The sequence below is a fragment of the Cupriavidus sp. 01L43 genome (genome assembly GCF_056399925.1).
Genome location: NZ_JBFTSH010000013.1, coordinates 108,914 through 124,791 on the forward strand (window position 1 = coordinate 108,914; position 15,878 = coordinate 124,791).

Sequence of the window (15,878 nt, forward strand, 5' to 3'; positions counted from 1 at the left end):
CGGCAATCCGGTGGCGAGGCTTGGGGTTGCAAGGCATGGCCGATCGCGGGTTCAGGCGACCGGTGCCTCGGTTGGGGGTTTCAACGTCGCGTGGCGCAGCGTCTCGCGCAGGTCCGCGTCGGGCACGGTGGTGATGAAAGCATCGCCAAGCTTCTTCAGCAGGATGAACTTGATGCTGCCCGCCTCGGCCTTCTTGTCCACTTTCATCAGTTCGATATAGCGGTCGATGCCGAGTTCCGGCGCCACCACGGGCAGCATGGCCGCCCGGGTCAGCTCGCGGATGCGCGCGCGCGTCTCGGTATCGATGAAGCCCAGCCGGTGCGACAGGTCGGCAGCCATGACCATGCCGCAGCCCACCGCCTCGCCGTGCAGCCACTCGCCGTAGCCCATGCCCGCCTCGATGGCATGGCCGAAGGTATGGCCGAAGTTCAGGATCGCCCGCAGGCCGCCCTCGCGCTCGTCCTGGGCCACCACGGCGGCCTTGATCTCGCAGGAGCGGCGCACGGCGTCGGCCATCAGGCTGGTATCGCAGGCGTTCAGGCCGGCGATATGGGTCTCGATCCAGTCGAAGTAGGCCGTATCGGCAATCGCGCCATGCTTGATGACCTCGGCCAGACCGGCCGCCAGCTCGCGGGCCGGGAGGGTGCGCAGGGTGTCGATGTCGGCGATCACCGCGTTCGGCTGGTGGAACGCGCCGATCATGTTCTTGCCGAGCGGGTGGTTGATGCCGGTCTTGCCACCCACCGAGGAATCCACCTGCGCCAGCAGCGTGGTCGGCATCTGCACGAACGGCACGCCGCGCATGTAGCAGGCGGCGGCGAACCCGGTCATGTCGCCCACCACGCCGCCGCCGAGTGCGATCAGCGTGGTCTTGCGGTCGGCGCCGGCGCTCAGCAGCGCATCGAAGATCAGGTTCAGGGTTTCCCAGTGCTTGAAACGCTCGCCGTCCGGCAGCGTGACCACGCGCACGGTCTTGCCGAGCGCGGCCAGCGTGGCTTCCACCCGGGCGGCGTACAGTGGGCCGACCGTCTCGTTGGTGACGATGACGGCGTGCTGGCCGCGCACGTGCGGCGCCAGCAATTCGGCGCGGTCGAGCAGACCGCCACCGATATGGATCGGGTAGCTGCGCGTCCCGAGGTCGACTTCAAGCGTAATCATGAATGGGTGTCCTGCGCCGGCTGGTCCGGCGCCGCGGGCGTGGCCGCATCGCCGTCCGGGATGGCTTCCGCGGGCGGAAACACAAAGCCGGCCATCTCAAGTTGCATCAGAACCATATTAGCAAGCTGTGCCACGGACGGCTTGCCGGTTTCGATGATGAAATCCGCCACTTCGCGGTAGAGCGGGTCGCGCTCGGCGTACAGCGCCTCGAGCCGGCCCTTGGGGTCCTGGGTCTGGAGCAGCGGGCGATTGCGGTCGTGGCGGGTGCGCAGCCACAGGTCGTGCGGGCTCGCGCGCAGGTAGACCACGGTGCCATTGGCGCGCAGCACCTCGCGGTTCTCCGGGCGCAGCACGGCGCCGCCGCCCGTGGCCAGCACGATGCCCTGGCGCGAAGCCAGCTCGGCAATGATGTGCGCCTCGCGGTCGCGGAAGCCCGCCTCGCCCTCGTGCTCGAAAATAATCGGAATCCGCACGCCGCAACGCGCCTCGAGCTCATGGTCGGAGTCGAAGAACGGGTAGTTGAGACGCCGGGCCACGGTGCGGCCGACGGTAGTCTTGCCGGCGCCCATAAGGCCAACGAAGAAGAGATTCGGGCGAGTGGCTTGCGCGGTCACTGGGGTATCGAGGTCAAGCAGGCGTGGTGCCTGGCGGCTTCGCATTATCGCCCCGGCCGGGACTTTCGCAAAACAGGTGATGACAATACATCACGCGGCATCGCGCGCTTCCGGCCTGGCTGCCTGACGACGCCGCCAATGAAAAAAGGCCGCGTCGGCAAGCGACGCGGCCTCTCAGTCTACTGCATCCGGGCCCGGTACTGCACCCGGCGCGGTTATTTCAGCGACACGTTGTCGTTCAGGATACGCGGCGTCAGGAACACCAGCAGCTCGGTGCGGTTGTTGACCTTGGCGTTGTTCTTGAACAGGTAGCCGATCACCGGGATATCGCCCAGGAACGGCACCTTGTTGTAGTTGTTGCTCTCTTCCTGGCTGTAGATACCGCCAATCACCACGGTGCCGCCGTTCTCCACCAGCACCTGCGTCTGCACGTGCTTGGTGTCGATGGCGAAGCCGTTGGTGGTCTGGATACCCACGCTGTCCTTGTTCACGTCCACATCCAGCAGCACGTTGCCTTCCGGCGTGATCTGCGGCGTGACCTCGAGCTTCAGGTTGGCCTTGCGGAACTGCACCGAGGTGGCACCGCTCGACGTGGCGGATTGGTACGGCAACTCCGTGCCCTGCTCGATCAGCGCCTTGATGTTGTTGGCAGTGACCACGCGCGGGCTGGAGATGATCTTGCCCTTGCCGTCGGCTTCCAGCGCCGACAGTTCGAGCGCCAGGAAGCGGCCCGCACCGGCGTTGAAGATGCTGAACGCCACCGATGCCGGGTTCGTGCCGTTGATCGCGGCGGCCGGCAGGCTCAGGGCCGGGCCGTTATCCCACGTGGCGTCCTGCGTGATCGGGCTCACCACGTTGGTGTACGAGTTGCCGTAGCCAGCTCCCGACCGCTGCGAGGCAAAGCCCAGCTTCACACCGAGGTTCCGGCTGAAGGTGTCGCTGGCCTCGACGATACGTGCCTCAATGATCACCTGGCGCACCGGGATGTCGATCTTCGTCAGGAAGTTCTGCACTTCCTCGAGCTTGCTCGCCACGTCCGACACGAACAGCTGGTTGGTACGCGGGTCAGCCGTCAGCGAGCCGCGCTTGGACAGCATGCGCGTCGCGCCCATCGTGCCGGCCGCGCCGCCCGCGGCCACGCCGCCCGAGCTGGCACCCGAACCGCCGGTGCTCTGGCCCAGCAGCATGCGGCGCACATCGTCCGCCCGCTGGTAGTTGAGCTGGTAGACCTGGCTGCGGATCGGCTCAAGCTCGGTGATCTGCTGCGCCGCCTCGAGTTCCAGCTTCTCCTTGGTCGCCAGTTCCGCCTTGGGTGCCACCCACAGCACGTTGCCGTTGCGGCGGGAGGCCAGACCCTTCGAATCCATCACGATCTGGAGCGCCTGGTCCCACGGCACATCCTTGAGACGCAGCGTCAGGTTGCCCTGCACCGTGTCGCTCGTGATGATGTTCAGGTTCGTGAAGTCGGCGAACACCTGGAGCAGCGAGCGGATGTCGATGTTCTGGAAGTTCAGCGACAGGCGCTCGCCCCGGTAGCCTTGGCCGGCGATCAGCTTGTTCGGATCATCCTTGACCGGACGCACTTCCACCACGAACTGGTTGTCGGTCTGGTACGAGCTGTACTCCCAGTTACCGCGCGGCTCGATGGTCAGGCGGGCGTTGCCGTTGGCGTCGCTGGCGCGCATGCCCTGTACCGGCGTGCCGAAGTCCGTCACGTCGAAGCGGCGGCGCAGGTCCTGCGGTAGCGCGGTGCCCATGAAGTCCACCACCAGGTTCTGGCCCTGTTGCTGGATATTGATGCCCGAGTCGCGCGAGGACAGGTCCACGACCACCCGCCCTGCACCGTCGGTGCCGCGCCGGAAGTCGATATTGCGCAGCGCCGGGCGGTTGGCCGCCTGGGCCGGCGCCGGGCTGGCCGCGAACGTCGGTGCCGACGTCGTGCTGGTCTGCGCCACGTTGTCCAGCAACACCACGAACTGGTTGCCGCGCACTTCCGTGCGATACGTGGCCGAGCGGCTCAGGTTCAGCACCACGCGGGTGCGGTCGCCGATCTGCATCACATTGGCGCTCTTGAGCACCTTGCCGGCGTACTCGTACTGCGCACGGCCGGCAGGGAAGCCCGTGTCGAAGAAGTCGATCGCGATCTTCGCCGGATTCTGCGTGGTGAAGTCCGCAGGCTTCTGCGTGAGCGGCCCTTGCAGGTCGACCGTGAACACGGTCTGCTCGCCAACGACGTTGGCTTCCACCTGCTTGAGCTGGTTAGTCTGAGCGTGTGCGGCCGGAGAGGCCAGCACCAATGCCATCGCTGCTGCGCCCGCAAGCGCCCGGTACCATCGTGCCGTGATCATGCGGATGCCTCCAGCTTCAGGCTGGTCATTTTCTCTTTCCAATCTGAGACCCCTTCCCGAACCAATTCGCGCAACACGATCTCTTGATCGTTGATGCGGACCACCCGGCCATAACTCTGGCCGAGATACTGACCCACTTTGACGTGGTGGATCTTGTTATCTACGCGTACGACACCGTAGGTCTCGCCGTTTTTTTTCAGCATGCCGAGCATCTTGAAGTTTTCCAGCGGGAATTCCTCAAGCGGCTCGCGTCGCCGTCCGGCCTCCGGCGACTCAGACATCGTCTTGTTCAGCTCACCAATCTTGGTCTGCGCGAACGGTTCCGGCGACGTGCGGCCGCCGTATTCGCGCGGCACGTACGGCTTGACCTCGGGCAGCGGCTCCGGCGGCGGCGCCTTGGCGGCGCGCGTCTGGCTCATCCACTGCTGCAGCCCTTCGTCCTCGCTGGCGCCGCAGGCGGTCAGCGTGGTGGCGGCCAGCATCGCAACAGCGGCGGCTGCCAGCCGGCGCGGCGTGCGGGACGTGCGTGACATCATGGCAATGCGATGCGGGGGGCGATGTGTCAACCGGCTCACTTGGCACCTCCCTTGGCCTTCTTGGCGGCAGCGTCCGCGGCGGCGCGGCGTTGGGCCGCCTGCTCGTCCGGATCCAGGGCGCGGTAGGCCATGGCCTGCGCTTCCATCGACAACGTGCCGTCCTTGGCCACCGCCATGTTCAGGTTGCGCATCGAAACGATCCGGGAGAGCGCCGCCACGTCCGCGTTGAACAGCGCGACGTCGTGGTAGCGGCCGGTGACCTTCAGGTTCACCGGAATTTCGGCGAAATACGACTTGACCACGGCGGCCTGCGGCTTGAACAGCTCGAACTGGAGGCCGCGCGCCACGCCGGCGTGGTTCACGTCAGCCAGCAGCGCATCCATCTCGGTGCTGTTCGGCAACTGGCGCTCGGCCAGCGCCACGCGCTTTTCCACCTCCGTCTTCTGGGCGCGCAGCGCGTCCAGATTGGCCACCTGCGCCACCTTGGTCTTGAACGACTGCTTCAGCGTCTCGTGCTCCGCATGCTTGCGTTCGAGTTCGGTGTTCTTGTCGCTCCAGTAGAACTGCCAGCCGACCACCAGCACGATCACGGCGGCCAGCGCCGAGAACAGCAGGCGCGGCGCGGCCGGCCAGGTCTCGGGTTCGTTCAGGTTCAGGCCGCGGAACTGCGCGGTCAGGTCATTGAGGGAAATATCCGAATTGAGTGCCATGATCAGACCTTCCCCGCTGCAGGTTTGGCCGCGGCATCGGAGGCGGCGCCCTTCTTCTTGTCGCCAGGCACTTCCGGCGCGCGATAGGAGAACCGCATCGAGAAATCAAACAGCCGGCGCTGCTCGCGCAGGTTGTTGGTCATCGTCACGGCCTTCGATTCCACCAGTTCGGCGCGGTCGAGCCACGTCACCTGGTCGATATTGCGCAGCAGTTCGGACACGCGTTCGTTGGACTGCGCCACGCCAGCCATGACAAAGCTGTCGCCGGTCTGCTTCAGGCTGGTCAGGTAGACGCCTTCCGGCACCTGGCGCACCAGCTCTTCGAGCAGCTGCACGGGCAGGTTGCGCTCCGCCTGCAGGCTCTCGATGGCGCGCTGGCGGTCCAGCAGGGCCTCGATATCCTTCTTGAGCGTGTTGACCTCGCGGATCTGGCCATCCATCTGCGTGTTGGCCTGCTGCAGCACGGCGTTGCGCGCCGTCACGGCCTCGATCTGCGAGTCGATATAGAACCCGCCGATCAGCACGATGACCGCCCCGGCGGCGGCCGCGCCGCCCAGGAGCGAATAGACCTTCTTGCGCCGCGCGGCTTTGCGGGCCTCGTGATACGGCAGCAGGTTGACCGACGGGATGGTGTTCGTCGTCGTGGACATGCTTCTCCCCCCGTGGGTTATTGCAGCCCGCGCAATGCCAGTCCCGCACTGACGATGTAGGCCGGCAAGTCGCGCTGGAGATAGCGCTCGTTGACGTTGCCTGCGGTCATCATGTTGGCGAAAGGATTGGCCAGCGTGGTAGTGATCTGCGTCTGCTGCTGGATGGCGGCCTGCACCCCCAGCAGCGAGGCATGTCCGCCCGAGAGCAGGATCTCGTCGACCCGGCCCAGGCTGGAACTGGCTACGAAGTTGCCGATGGCGCCCTGCACTTCCATCGCCAGGGCTTCCAGCGACGGCTTGAGCAATTGCGCGCGCCACGCTTCAGGCAGCGTGTTCTTGCGCTTCTTGATCTCGGCCTTGAGGGCATCCAGCGTGAACATGCGCGCGGCGCTCTGCGTGAGCTGGTCGCCGTAGCTGTTCAGTGGCTGTTCGTAGAGTTCCTTCCAGCCCTGGTAGAAGATCGCCTTGGAGCGACTGCCACCGAGGTGGATGACGGCGACCACGGGGAGATCCTTGGCATCGGTCTCGGTCAGGGAGGACGGCACGCCGAGCATCTGTACGACCGAGCGCTGCACGGCGTACTCCTCGACATCCATCACCTGCGGCTTCAGGCCAGCCATTTCGGCCGCCGTCACCCGCTCCTGCACGCGATCGCTGTTGGCGGCCGTCACGCGCACGCCAATCCCGCCTTCGGTCTCGTTGGGGCCAATCACCGCGAAGTCGAAATTCACCGCCTGGGAAGGCGGATAGAGGCGATGCGCCTCCGATTCGACCTGCGAATAGAGTTCGTCCTCGGACAGGTTGTCCGGAAGACTGACAGTCTGAGATTCCGTCAGCATGGACGGCACGCCAAGGACAACGTCCTTGGTACGAATACCGGCCTTGCCAAGGGCTCGCTTCAGCGCGATGCCCACGGCCTCGATGTTGACGACGTTGCCATCGGCAACGGCGTTGCGGTCCAGCAGTTCGCTGGCGCATTTTTCCAGCCTGAAGTCGTGTTTGCCCGCCCCAACGGACAGCTCCACGACCTTGACGCTGGACGACCCGATATCTACGCCGACCGTAGTCCGGCGCAGAAGACCCGACAAGATGCCCCGTCGCAAGGTGACCCCCTGACATTTGAACTCGCCCACGGCATGACTGCTCTAATGGGGCGAGCCAGATTAGTTTCTTGGATGAAACGTTTGCTCTTTTATGTTCGTGGATTCTCACAAAAAGCAGAGGCGCGCGCAATGTGCCGATCTGACCACGCTTTCTTTTTCAGACGGGCCGCACGAAAGCGTTGCCAAAATCCCACGGTCCACCTCAAGCCCGTTACAGAGCGTCGCGCCACCGCATCGGTCACCCTCGATCCGGTCTCCCGGCCAACACGCCTTCGCGACACCCGCCAACCCGCCCTGCGCCGAAGACCTGCGCGCCGTGACAACCTGATCTCAACAGGATTACATCTTGTAACAGGGCGATAGCGCCTTTTGCGGCACGGCGCACCGGGGACGCCCCATCCCCGACGATATAATCCGGGCACTCTGATTAGGTAAACCCTTATGGCCACAGCACAACAGAAGCCGTCCCTTCCCGTCCGCCGTCCGCTCTGGGCGCGGATCATGTTCGGGCTGATTGGACTGCTTGTCGCCGGGCTGGTCGCCGTGGCGCTGCTGGTGGGCTACGCGCTGGTCGTGGCCGCGCCCAACCTGCCATCGCTGGACACCATCACCGACTACCGGCCGAAGATCCCGCTGCGGATCTACACGGCGGACAACGTGCTGATCGGCGAGTTCGGCGAGGAGCGCCGCAACTTCGTGCCGATCACCGAGATCCCGGACGTCATGAAGAAGGCCGTGCTCGCGATCGAGGACGACCGTTTCTACGAGCACGGCGGCGTCGACTTCGTGGGCGTGCTGCGCGCCGGGCTGGCCAACCTGCGTGGCGGGCTGTCGCAGGGCGCCTCCACCATCACCATGCAGGTGGCGCGCAACTTCTTCCTCTCGAGCGAGAAGACCTACACGCGCAAGATCTACGAGATGCTGCTGGCGTACAAGATCGAGGCGAACCTGACCAAGGACCAGATCCTCGAGCTGTACATGAACCAGATCTACCTGGGGCAGCGCGCCTACGGCTTCGCCAGCGCCGCGCGGGTCTACTTCGGCAAGTCGATCAAGGACGTGACGCCGGCCGAGGCCGCCATGCTGGCTGGCCTGCCGAAGGCGCCGTCGGCCTACAACCCCGTGGTGAACCCGCGCCGCGCCAAGGTGCGCCAGGAATACATCCTCCAGCGCATGCGCGACCTCGGCTACATCACGCCGGCGCAGTACGACCAGGCCGTGCGCGAGGAGCTGAAGGTGCGCGGCGAGGGTAACGAGTTCTCCACCCATGCCGAATACGTCGCGGAAATCGTGCGCCAGCTCATGTACGCACAATATCGCGAGGAGACCTATACACGCGGCCTCAACGTCTACACGACGCTGAACAAGGCCGACCAGGACGCCGCGTACGACGCGGTGCGCGGCGGCATCATGACCTACGAGCGCAAGCACGGCTATCGCGGCCCGGAGGCGTTCGTCGACCTGCCGTCGAATCTGTCCGAACGCGAGCAGGCCATCGACGACGCCCTGGTGGAGCACCCGGGCAGCGACGACCTGCGCTCGGCCGTGGTCACCAGCGTGACGCCGAAGCAGGTACGCGCCACGCTGCTCTCGGGCGAGGTGGCGACGATCGAGGGCGCGGCGCTGCGCTTCATCTCGCCGTCGCTGTCGGCCAATGCCCAGCCCAAGGTCAAGATCCGCCCCGGCGCGATCATCCGCGTCACGCAGGACGCCAAGGACAACACGTGGTCCGTCACCCAGCTGCCTGAGGTGGCGGCCGCCTTCGTCTCGTTGAATCCTGAAGATGGCGAGATCCGCGCGATGGTCGGCGGCTTCGACTTCAACCGCAACAAGTTCAACCACGTGACGCAGGCGTGGCGCCAGCCGGGCTCGAGCTTCAAGCCGTTCATCTACACAGCCGCGCTGGAGAAGGGCTTCTCGCCCGCCACGGTGATCAACGACGCCCCGCTGACGATCGGCCCCGACACCGGCGGCCAGGTCTGGGAGCCGAAGAACTACGACGGCAAGTTCGAAGGCCCGATGACGATGCGCCGCGCGCTGGCCAAGTCGAAGAACCTCGTATCCGTACGAATTCTTCGCGCGATCGGCACGCAGTACGCGCAGGACTACATCACGCGGTTCGGCTTCGAGGCCGACAAGCACCCGGCCTACCTGCCGATGGCGCTGGGCTCCGGCGCGGTGACGCCGCTCCAGATGGCCGGCGCCTACTCGGTGTTCGCCAACGGCGGCTATCGCGTCAATCCGTACCTCATCCAGCGCGTGGTGGATTCGCGCGGCAACGTGATCTCCGAGACCCGTCCGCAGAAGGCTGGCCAGGACGCCGTGCGCGTGCTGGATGCGCGCACCGCGTTCATCGCCGACAGCATGCTGCGCGAGGTGGTACGTAGCGGCACGGCCAACCCGGCCAAGCAGCGCCTGGGCCGCAACGACCTGGCCGGCAAGACCGGTACCACGAACGATGCCGTGGATGCCTGGTTCGCCGGCTACACGCCGAAGCTCGTGGCGATTGCGTGGATGGGCTACGACCAGCCCAAGAGCCTGGGCGTGCGCGAGACCGGTGGCGGCCTGGCGCTGCCGATCTGGGTCAGCTATATGAGCAAGGCGCTCAAGGGCGTGCCCGAGAGCCCGGACCGGCAGGCGCCGGAAGGCGTGGTGATGGTGGCCGGCGACTGGACGCTCGAGGAGAACGCGGCGGGTGCCGGCGTGGCATCGGTGGGACTGGGCGATCCGTGGCCCGGCAAACCCGACGAGAGCGCGCGTCCGGCGCAGGATACGGAAGCCGAGAAGCGCAAGATCCTGGAGATGTTCGGCGGCGCTTGAACGCCTGATCGGCATCCGGACGGTAATTTTCGCCCCAACAAAAAACCGGCCCACTCGGCCGGTTTTTTGTTGGCTGGGGCCGGCGCTGCCTTAGCCGAGCGTCACCGTGACGCCCGCTTGCTGGCTCATATAGGTGGAGAGCGCCGCGTACAGTTCGGCGCCGCTGCGCGTATCCATCCACTTGGCGCCGTCGTGGCGGAAGTGGAAACCGCCGGCCTTCGCTGCCACCCACAGCTCCTGCATCGGCGCCTGGCTATTGACGATGATCTTCGAGCCATCCTCGAATTCCAGCTCCATGACATTGCCGGTGCGGTTGATCTCGACATCAGCGTCGGCCGCGTCGGCGGCGGTTTCGATGTCGGCTTCCAGCCGGTCCAGGGCCTTGCCGGCCAGTACCAGGAACTCGCTTTCGGTGAGGGGGGGCATGCTACACTCCAAGGCCGCCGGCAGCGCGCCCGGACAGACGTCCCGGGTCGCGATCCGGCTGGCGGAAAAATGGAAAATTGTCGGGACTTGCCGCGGATTCCTGCGCATTCCGGGCCGTTTCGCCAGCCATCCAGAAAGTCACCCCAAGCCATCCAAGGCATTCAGACAATGAAGGACTCCCCGAAGCTGCGTCGTGGTGCGATTGTATCGGCGTTTGCCGCCGTACTCGCGATGACCCTGACCGGATGCGGCGTTCGCGGCCCGCTGACCATGCCCCGGGTACCGCCCGCCCCGACCCCGCCCACGGTGCCCGATCCGGGCCTGGGCCAGGCGGGCGCGGTGGCACCGGCACGGCCGATGGGCGAACCCGCCACCAGCGCGCCGGTTCCTGCCGAGCCGGCCACGAACACGAATTCGACGAAGTAACCTGGGCGCCTCGCCCCTCCGCACGCAGAACATGACTGATTTCTTTACCCGCCGCGACGGCGTCCTGGCCGTCGAACAAGTGTCGCTGGCCCGTATCGCGGCCGAGTTCGGCACGCCGACCTACGTCTACTCGCGCGCCGCGCTGACCACGGCCTACCAGGCCTACGCCGCCGCCTGCAAGGGCCGCAACGCGCATGTGCAGTTCGCCGTGAAGGCGAATTCGAACCTGGCCGTGCTGCAGGTGTTCGCCCAGCTGGGCGCCGGTTTCGACATTGTGTCCGGTGGCGAACTGCTCCGCGTGCTGGCCGCCGGCGGCGATCCGCGCAAGGTGGTGTTCTCGGGCGTGGCCAAGAGCGAGGCCGACATGGCGCTGGCGCTGGCGCACGACGTACGCGGCTTCAACGTCGAATCGATCCCCGAACTGGACCGGCTGAACGCCGTGGCCGGCCGGCTGGGCAAGCGCGCGCGCGTGTCGCTGCGGATCAATCCGGACGTGGATGCCAAGACGCACCCCTATATCTCAACCGGTCTCAAGGGCAACAAGTTCGGCGTGGCGTTCGAGGACGTACTGCCGACCTACCGTGCCGCCGCCGCGCTGCCGCACCTCGAAGTGGTCGGCATCGACTGCCATATCGGCTCGCAGATCACGGAAGTGGCGCCCTATCTGGAGGCGCTCGACAAGGTGCTCGACGTGGTGGAAGCGCTTGAGCGCGAAGGTATCCGTCTGGACCACATCGACGTTGGCGGCGGCCTGGGCATCACCTATGCCGATGAAACCCCGCCCGACATCACCGGCTTCGCCACCACCCTGCTGGACCGCGTAGCAGCACGTGGCCATGGCCACCGCGAGGTGCTGTTCGAGCCGGGCCGCTCGCTGGTAGGCAACGCCGGCGCGCTGCTGACGCAGGTGGAATTCCTGAAGCCCGGCGCGGCCAAGAACTTCTGCATCGTCGATGCGGCGATGAACGATCTGGCGCGCCCGGCGATGTACGAGGCCTACCACCGGATCGAGCCCGTGGCGCCGCGCGCCGACGCGCCCGTGACCTATGACGTAGTGGGCCCGGTGTGTGAATCGGGCGACTGGCTCGGCCGCGACCGCGCGCTGGCCGTGCAGCCGGGCGACCTGCTGGCGGTGATGTCCGCCGGCGCTTATGGTTTCGTGATGAGTTCCAACTACAACACCCGCGGCCGCGCCGCCGAGGTGATGGTCGATGGCGACACCGTGCACCTGGTGCGCGAGCGCGAACTGCCGGCCGACCTGTTCAAGGGCGAGCACCTGCTCAAGGGCTGACCCGGCGGCGCCCCTCTCCCCACGGCGGGGGGCGCGCCATCCTCGCTACGCGGCGCGCTTGCGCGCCCACCACCACATCCGCAGGCCCAGCAGCACGAACACCACGGCGGCGTAGATCGACACTTCGCTGAAGTCGTTCTTGCCCGCCTTGTGCCACCAGAAATGCAGGATGCCGAGCACGGCGATCGCATAGATCGCCTTGTGCAGCGCCTGCCACCGCTTGCCGCCCAGCCGCTTGACCATGCCATTGGTCGACGTAGCCGCCAACGGCACCAACAGCACGAACGCAGCAAACCCCACCGTGATAAATGGACGTTTTGCGATGTCCTTGATCATGTACGCGACGTCGAACCCGCGGTCCACGCCCAGCCACAACAGGAAGTGCTGCACGGCGTAGAAGAACGCAAACAACCCGAGCATGCGCCGCAGCTTGATCAGCCAGTTCCACCCGGTGAAGCGGCGCAGCGGCGTGATGGCCAGCGTGACGCAGAGCATGACCAGCGTCCAGGTTCCGGTGGATCGCGTGACGAATTCAAGCGGATTGGCGCCGAACTGCGCCGTGGCGCCGAGATAGAGCAATCGGGCGAACGGCAGCAGCGCCAGGATCCACACCAGTACCTTGACGGCGCGCACGCCCGACGGCGACAGCGTCGCCAACCCGCCAGCGCGCGGGGCGGGCGCGGCGGCGGCCGACGCACGCGGCGCCGTGGCTTGATTCGCGATCATGTCCGGCTCCGCCATCAGAAGTTCTTCTTCAGATCCATGCCCTGATACAGCGACGCCACCTGCGCGCCGTAGCCGTTGAACGGCAGCGTCTTGCGCTTGGGCGCGAACAGCGCGGAGAACCCGCCGCCGCCCTTCTCTTCGCCGATGCGCCGCTCGGTAGCCTGGCTCCAGCGCGGGTGATCGACGTCTGGATTCACATTCGAATAGAAGCCATATTCATTCGAGGCGGCCAGGTTCCAGCTGGTGGGCGGCTGCTTGTCCACGAAGCGGATCTTGACGATCGACTTGGCGCTCTTGAAGCCGTATTTCCACGGCAGCACCATGCGCACCGGCGCGCCGTTCTGGTTCGGCAGCACCTCGCCATACAGGCCGAAGGTGAGCAACGCCAGCGGGTGCATCGCCTCATCCATGCGCAGCCCTTCGCTATACGGCCAGTCGAGCACGGAACTGCTGATGCCAGGCATCTGCTTCTTGTCGGCCAGCGTGATGAACTGGACGAACTTCGCGCCGGGGAGCGGTTCCACGCGGCGGATCAGCTCGGCGAGCGGGTAGCCGATCCACGGAATCACCATCGACCAGCCCTCCACGCAGCGCAACCTGTAGACGCGCTCCTCCTGCGGGGCGAGCTTCACGAGTTCGTCGATGTCGTAGACCTTCGGCTGCTTGACCAGTCCTTCCACCGACACCTGCCACGGCCGGGGCCGCAGCGTGCCGGCGTTGCGGGCCGGGTCCGACTTGTCCGTGCCGAACTCGTAGAAATTGTTATACGTGGTCACGTCCTCGTAAGGCGTGCGCTTCTCGGTGATCACGTAGGTGTTGTTCGGCGTGGCCGCCAGGCGCTGGCCCTTGCCCGGGTTGCCCTGTGCAAACGCCTCACGGGCGAACCACGGCGTCAGCACACTGCCCGCGGCGCCGGCGGCGGCCATCGCGAGCAGCTGGCGGCGCGACTCGAAAATATGGCGCGGGGTGATTTCGGACGTGGCGATCTCGTCACCACGAAGCCATTTGGGGGAAGGGATCAACATGATGGGAGCGTTCCTGATGGCCGCATGTTCTGTTGGACATGGGGCTTGGTCGGATGGTGCGGGGAAACCTGACAACTATTTCCCCGCCGTTTGCCGTCCGACATCTCCCCGGACGTGGCCCGGGGAGCAATGCGCAGACGGTCAGGGCTTGGCAACGTGCCAGACGTTATTGAGGTTGTCGCCGGCGCGGTCGCCAGCCTTGGCATCCTTGGCGAAGCGATACAGCGGCATGCCCTTGTAGGCCCACTGGCGAGTGCCGTCGTCACGCGTGATGATGGTGTAGCTGCCCGTGCCGCTGGTGCCCGGTTCCGCCAGCAGTGGCGGCCAGTTGGTCGCGCAAGTGGCGTTACAGACACTCTTGCCGCCATTCGCCGGGTCGCGGTCGAACGTGTACAGCGTCAGGCCCTGCGGATCGGTCAGCGCGCCGTTCGTCACCTTGACGGTCGGAGGCATGTTGCCGCCGCCCATGCCCATGCTGGAACACGCGCCCAGCAGCACGACGGACGCGGAAGCCACGGCCAGCAGGGCGGGACGCAGCAGCGATGCAGCGGTGTGACGATGAGTGGTCATCATTGGGTCTCCTTTTCTCCAGGGCGGCGCCGCCAGTCGACGCCGTACTTCCTCAGTAAACACCTGATGTGATCCGTTTATTCCCGAAAAGTTAAAAAAATGTGGTGCAGGCGCCAATAAACGCCCAATGCAGCACTTTCTACCGGGTAGCCACAAAGAAAAAGGCCCGCTTGAGCAAAGCGGGCCTTCGTCGATCAAGCGGGAGACCTCAGCGTCAGAGTTCGCCGTAGCTATGCAGCCCCGACAGGAACATGTTGACGCCCAGGAACGCGAACGTCGTGACCAGCAGGCCGACCAGCGCCCACCACGCCGCCATCGTGCCGCGCAGGCCCTTCATCAGACGCATGTGCAGCCACGCCGCGTAGTTGAGCCAGACGATCAGCGCCCAGGTTTCCTTCGGGTCCCAGCTCCAGTACCCGCCCCAGGCCTCTGCGGCCCAGAGCGCGCCCAGGATGGTGGCGATGGTGAAGAACGCGAAGCCGACCGCGATGGCCTTGTACATGACGTCGTCGAGCAGCTCCAGCGACGGCAGCCGTTCGGCCAGGATCCCGCGCTCCTTGAGCAGGTACGCCACCGACACCATCGCCGCCAGCGCGAACGTGCCGTAGCCGATGAAGTTCGCCGGTACGTGGATCTTCATCCACCAGCTTTGCAGCGCCGGCACCAGCGGCTGGATCTCCTGCGCGTTGCGGGTGACCGTGTACCAGAGCAGGAAACCCACCGCCGCCGACACCACCAGCAGCACGAACGGCCCCATCGCGCGCGTGGCGTAGCGGCGTTCGTAATAGAGGTAGAACAGCGAGGTGATCAGCGTGAACAGGACGAAGACTTCGTACAGGTTCGAGATGGGAATATGGCCGATGTCCGCGCCGATCAGGTACGACTCGTACCAGCGCACCAGCAGGCCCGTGAAGCCGAGCACCACGGCCGCCCACAGCAGCTTGCTGCCGATGCTCGAGCCGGTATCGGACCGCGCGAGGAAGCCAACCCAGTAGAACAGCGTGGACAGGTAGACCAGCGCGCTCATCCACAGGATGGCCGACTGGCTCGACAGGAAGTACTTGAGGAAGAAGGCCTGCTCGGCGCGAGCGAGGTCGCCCTGGTAGAGCTGGATCGCGAACAGCGCCAGCACGGCCATGCCGACCATCAGCGGCCGCACCGCCTTCCAGTGCCAGCCCAGCAGCGCGAAGGTGGGCACGGCGGCCACCAGCACGGCCTTGTCGTAGACATTCATCCAGGCGCCGTAGCGCGTGAGCGCAAACCCGGCGCCCACCACCAGCAACAGCGCGAAGGCCCAGTCGAGCCAGCCCAGCCGGCGCAGGAACGAGGGTTCGAGGTAGGCCTCCGATGCATCCGCCATCGAGGCGTTGGCGGCATTGGAAGCGTTGGCGCGCGACGGGTTCAGGCCCGGGTTGGCGTGGTTGACATTGGACGACATGACATTCCTGCTCTATTTCCTGCGCTTTTGGGAGTTA

Annotated in this window: 15 protein-coding genes; 3 read left to right on the top strand and 12 right to left on the bottom strand. The window is 65.7% G+C overall.

The annotated features are described in order from the left end of the window. Positions 1–51: 51 nt before the first annotated feature. The 7 genes from aroB to pilM all read right to left on the bottom strand — a co-directional run bounded on the left by aroB (position 52) and on the right by pilM (position 7,104). Positions 52–1,158 (bottom strand): 3-dehydroquinate synthase, encoded by a 1,107-nt coding sequence (aroB, locus tag AC1DP9_RS20300; RefSeq protein ID WP_092299348.1) that lies wholly within the window; start codon positions 1,156–1,158, stop codon positions 52–54. After that, the gene (locus AC1DP9_RS20305) at positions 1,155–1,727 is read right to left on the bottom strand and encodes a shikimate kinase (RefSeq protein ID WP_092299352.1); all 573 of its coding nucleotides are present in this window, start codon (positions 1,725–1,727) and stop codon (positions 1,155–1,157) included. Before AC1DP9_RS20305 ends, aroB begins: the two co-directional genes overlap by 4 nt. A gap of 260 nt (positions 1,728–1,987) precedes the next feature. Beyond that, positions 1,988–4,120 (bottom strand): type IV pilus secretin PilQ, encoded by a 2,133-nt coding sequence (locus tag AC1DP9_RS20310; protein WP_092299355.1) that lies wholly within the window; start codon positions 4,118–4,120, stop codon positions 1,988–1,990. After that, complete coding sequence (locus tag AC1DP9_RS20315; protein ID WP_177219992.1) at positions 4,117–4,653, bottom strand: pilus assembly protein PilP; 537 nt, start codon at positions 4,651–4,653, stop codon at positions 4,117–4,119. Before AC1DP9_RS20315 ends, AC1DP9_RS20310 begins: the two co-directional genes overlap by 4 nt. A 38-nt stretch (positions 4,654–4,691) precedes the next feature. Beyond that, positions 4,692–5,366: a type IV pilus inner membrane component PilO gene (locus AC1DP9_RS20320; RefSeq protein ID WP_092299358.1), complete on the bottom strand. Its 675-nt coding sequence runs from the start codon at positions 5,364–5,366 to the stop codon at positions 4,692–4,694. Between the two features lie 2 nt (positions 5,367–5,368). Continuing rightward, positions 5,369–6,016 carry a PilN domain-containing protein gene (locus AC1DP9_RS20325; RefSeq protein WP_092299361.1) on the bottom strand — a complete coding sequence of 216 codons (648 nt, stop codon included), beginning with the start codon at positions 6,014–6,016 and terminating at the stop codon, positions 5,369–5,371. A 17-nt stretch (positions 6,017–6,033) separates the two neighbouring features. After that, positions 6,034–7,104, bottom strand: coding sequence for a type IV pilus assembly protein PilM (pilM, locus tag AC1DP9_RS20330; RefSeq protein WP_177219987.1), 1,071 nt, complete (start codon positions 7,102–7,104; stop codon positions 6,034–6,036). Between the two features lie 456 nt (positions 7,105–7,560). Here pilM and AC1DP9_RS20335 point away from each other — a divergent pair, with 456 nt between their 5' ends. Continuing rightward, a complete protein-coding gene (locus AC1DP9_RS20335) occupies positions 7,561–9,939 on the top strand; it encodes a penicillin-binding protein 1A (protein WP_477108321.1) in 2,379 nt (792 codons plus the stop codon). 90 nt (positions 9,940–10,029) lie between these two features. Here the strand turns inward: AC1DP9_RS20335 and cyaY are convergent, their stop codons facing one another. Then, positions 10,030–10,365, bottom strand: coding sequence for an iron donor protein CyaY (gene cyaY, locus AC1DP9_RS20340; RefSeq protein ID WP_477108322.1), 336 nt, complete (start codon positions 10,363–10,365; stop codon positions 10,030–10,032). Between the two features lie 168 nt (positions 10,366–10,533). On the opposite strand from cyaY, the gene lptM reads away from it, so the two are divergent. Together lptM and lysA are read left to right on the top strand one after the other, a co-directional pair. Next, on the top strand, positions 10,534–10,791 hold the full coding sequence (gene lptM / locus AC1DP9_RS20345; protein ID WP_092299371.1) for an LPS translocon maturation chaperone LptM: 258 nt from the start codon (positions 10,534–10,536) through the stop codon (positions 10,789–10,791). A 31-nt stretch (positions 10,792–10,822) separates the two neighbouring features. After that, the gene (gene lysA, locus AC1DP9_RS20350; protein ID WP_477108323.1) at positions 10,823–12,082 is read left to right on the top strand and encodes a diaminopimelate decarboxylase; all 1,260 of its coding nucleotides are present in this window, start codon (positions 10,823–10,825) and stop codon (positions 12,080–12,082) included. Between the two features lie 45 nt (positions 12,083–12,127). Here lysA and msrQ read toward each other — a convergent pair whose 3' ends face one another. The 4 genes from msrQ to ccsB form a co-directional block, all read right to left on the bottom strand. Continuing rightward, positions 12,128–12,808, bottom strand: coding sequence for a protein-methionine-sulfoxide reductase heme-binding subunit MsrQ (gene msrQ, locus AC1DP9_RS20355; protein ID WP_092299500.1), 681 nt, complete (start codon positions 12,806–12,808; stop codon positions 12,128–12,130). A 14-nt stretch (positions 12,809–12,822) separates the two neighbouring features. Further along, entirely contained in the window at positions 12,823–13,833 is a 1,011-nt protein-coding gene (msrP, locus tag AC1DP9_RS20360) for a protein-methionine-sulfoxide reductase catalytic subunit MsrP (RefSeq protein ID WP_477108324.1), read from the bottom strand. Positions 13,834–13,974: 141 nt separating this feature from the next. Next, the gene (locus AC1DP9_RS20365) at positions 13,975–14,403 is read right to left on the bottom strand and encodes a COG4315 family predicted lipoprotein (protein WP_092299503.1); all 429 of its coding nucleotides are present in this window, start codon (positions 14,401–14,403) and stop codon (positions 13,975–13,977) included. Positions 14,404–14,617: 214 nt separating this feature from the next. Then, positions 14,618–15,841, bottom strand: a complete 1,224-nt coding sequence (ccsB, locus tag AC1DP9_RS20370; protein ID WP_092299380.1) for a c-type cytochrome biogenesis protein CcsB — start codon at positions 15,839–15,841, stop codon at positions 14,618–14,620. Between the last annotated feature and the right edge of the window lie 37 nt (positions 15,842–15,878).

What these genes read in the sequence shown, in the direction of transcription:
- AC1DP9_RS20325 (WP_092299361.1), bottom strand. Translation starts at nt 6,016, where the DNA reads ATGTCCACGACGACGAACACCATCCCGTCGGTCAACCTGCTGCCGTAT.
- AC1DP9_RS20365 (WP_092299503.1), bottom strand. Translation starts at nt 14,403, where the DNA reads ATGACCACTCATCGTCACACCGCTGCATCGCTGCTGCGTCCCGCCCTG.
- lysA (WP_477108323.1), top strand. Translation starts at nt 10,823, where the DNA reads ATGACTGATTTCTTTACCCGCCGCGACGGCGTCCTGGCCGTCGAACAA.
- AC1DP9_RS20335 (WP_477108321.1), top strand. Translation starts at nt 7,561, where the DNA reads ATGGCCACAGCACAACAGAAGCCGTCCCTTCCCGTCCGCCGTCCGCTC.
- aroB (WP_092299348.1), bottom strand. Translation starts at nt 1,158, where the DNA reads ATGATTACGCTTGAAGTCGACCTCGGGACGCGCAGCTACCCGATCCAT.
- lptM (WP_092299371.1), top strand. Translation starts at nt 10,534, where the DNA reads ATGAAGGACTCCCCGAAGCTGCGTCGTGGTGCGATTGTATCGGCGTTT.
- ccsB (WP_092299380.1), bottom strand. Translation starts at nt 15,841, where the DNA reads ATGTCGTCCAATGTCAACCACGCCAACCCGGGCCTGAACCCGTCGCGC.
- msrP (WP_477108324.1), bottom strand. Translation starts at nt 13,833, where the DNA reads ATGTTGATCCCTTCCCCCAAATGGCTTCGTGGTGACGAGATCGCCACG.
- cyaY (WP_477108322.1), bottom strand. Translation starts at nt 10,365, where the DNA reads ATGCCCCCCCTCACCGAAAGCGAGTTCCTGGTACTGGCCGGCAAGGCC.
- AC1DP9_RS20315 (WP_177219992.1), bottom strand. Translation starts at nt 4,653, where the DNA reads ATGTCACGCACGTCCCGCACGCCGCGCCGGCTGGCAGCCGCCGCTGTT.
- msrQ (WP_092299500.1), bottom strand. Translation starts at nt 12,808, where the DNA reads ATGATCGCGAATCAAGCCACGGCGCCGCGTGCGTCGGCCGCCGCCGCG.
- AC1DP9_RS20310 (WP_092299355.1), bottom strand. Translation starts at nt 4,120, where the DNA reads ATGATCACGGCACGATGGTACCGGGCGCTTGCGGGCGCAGCAGCGATG.
- AC1DP9_RS20320 (WP_092299358.1), bottom strand. Translation starts at nt 5,366, where the DNA reads ATGGCACTCAATTCGGATATTTCCCTCAATGACCTGACCGCGCAGTTC.
- AC1DP9_RS20305 (WP_092299352.1), bottom strand. Translation starts at nt 1,727, where the DNA reads ATGGGCGCCGGCAAGACTACCGTCGGCCGCACCGTGGCCCGGCGTCTC.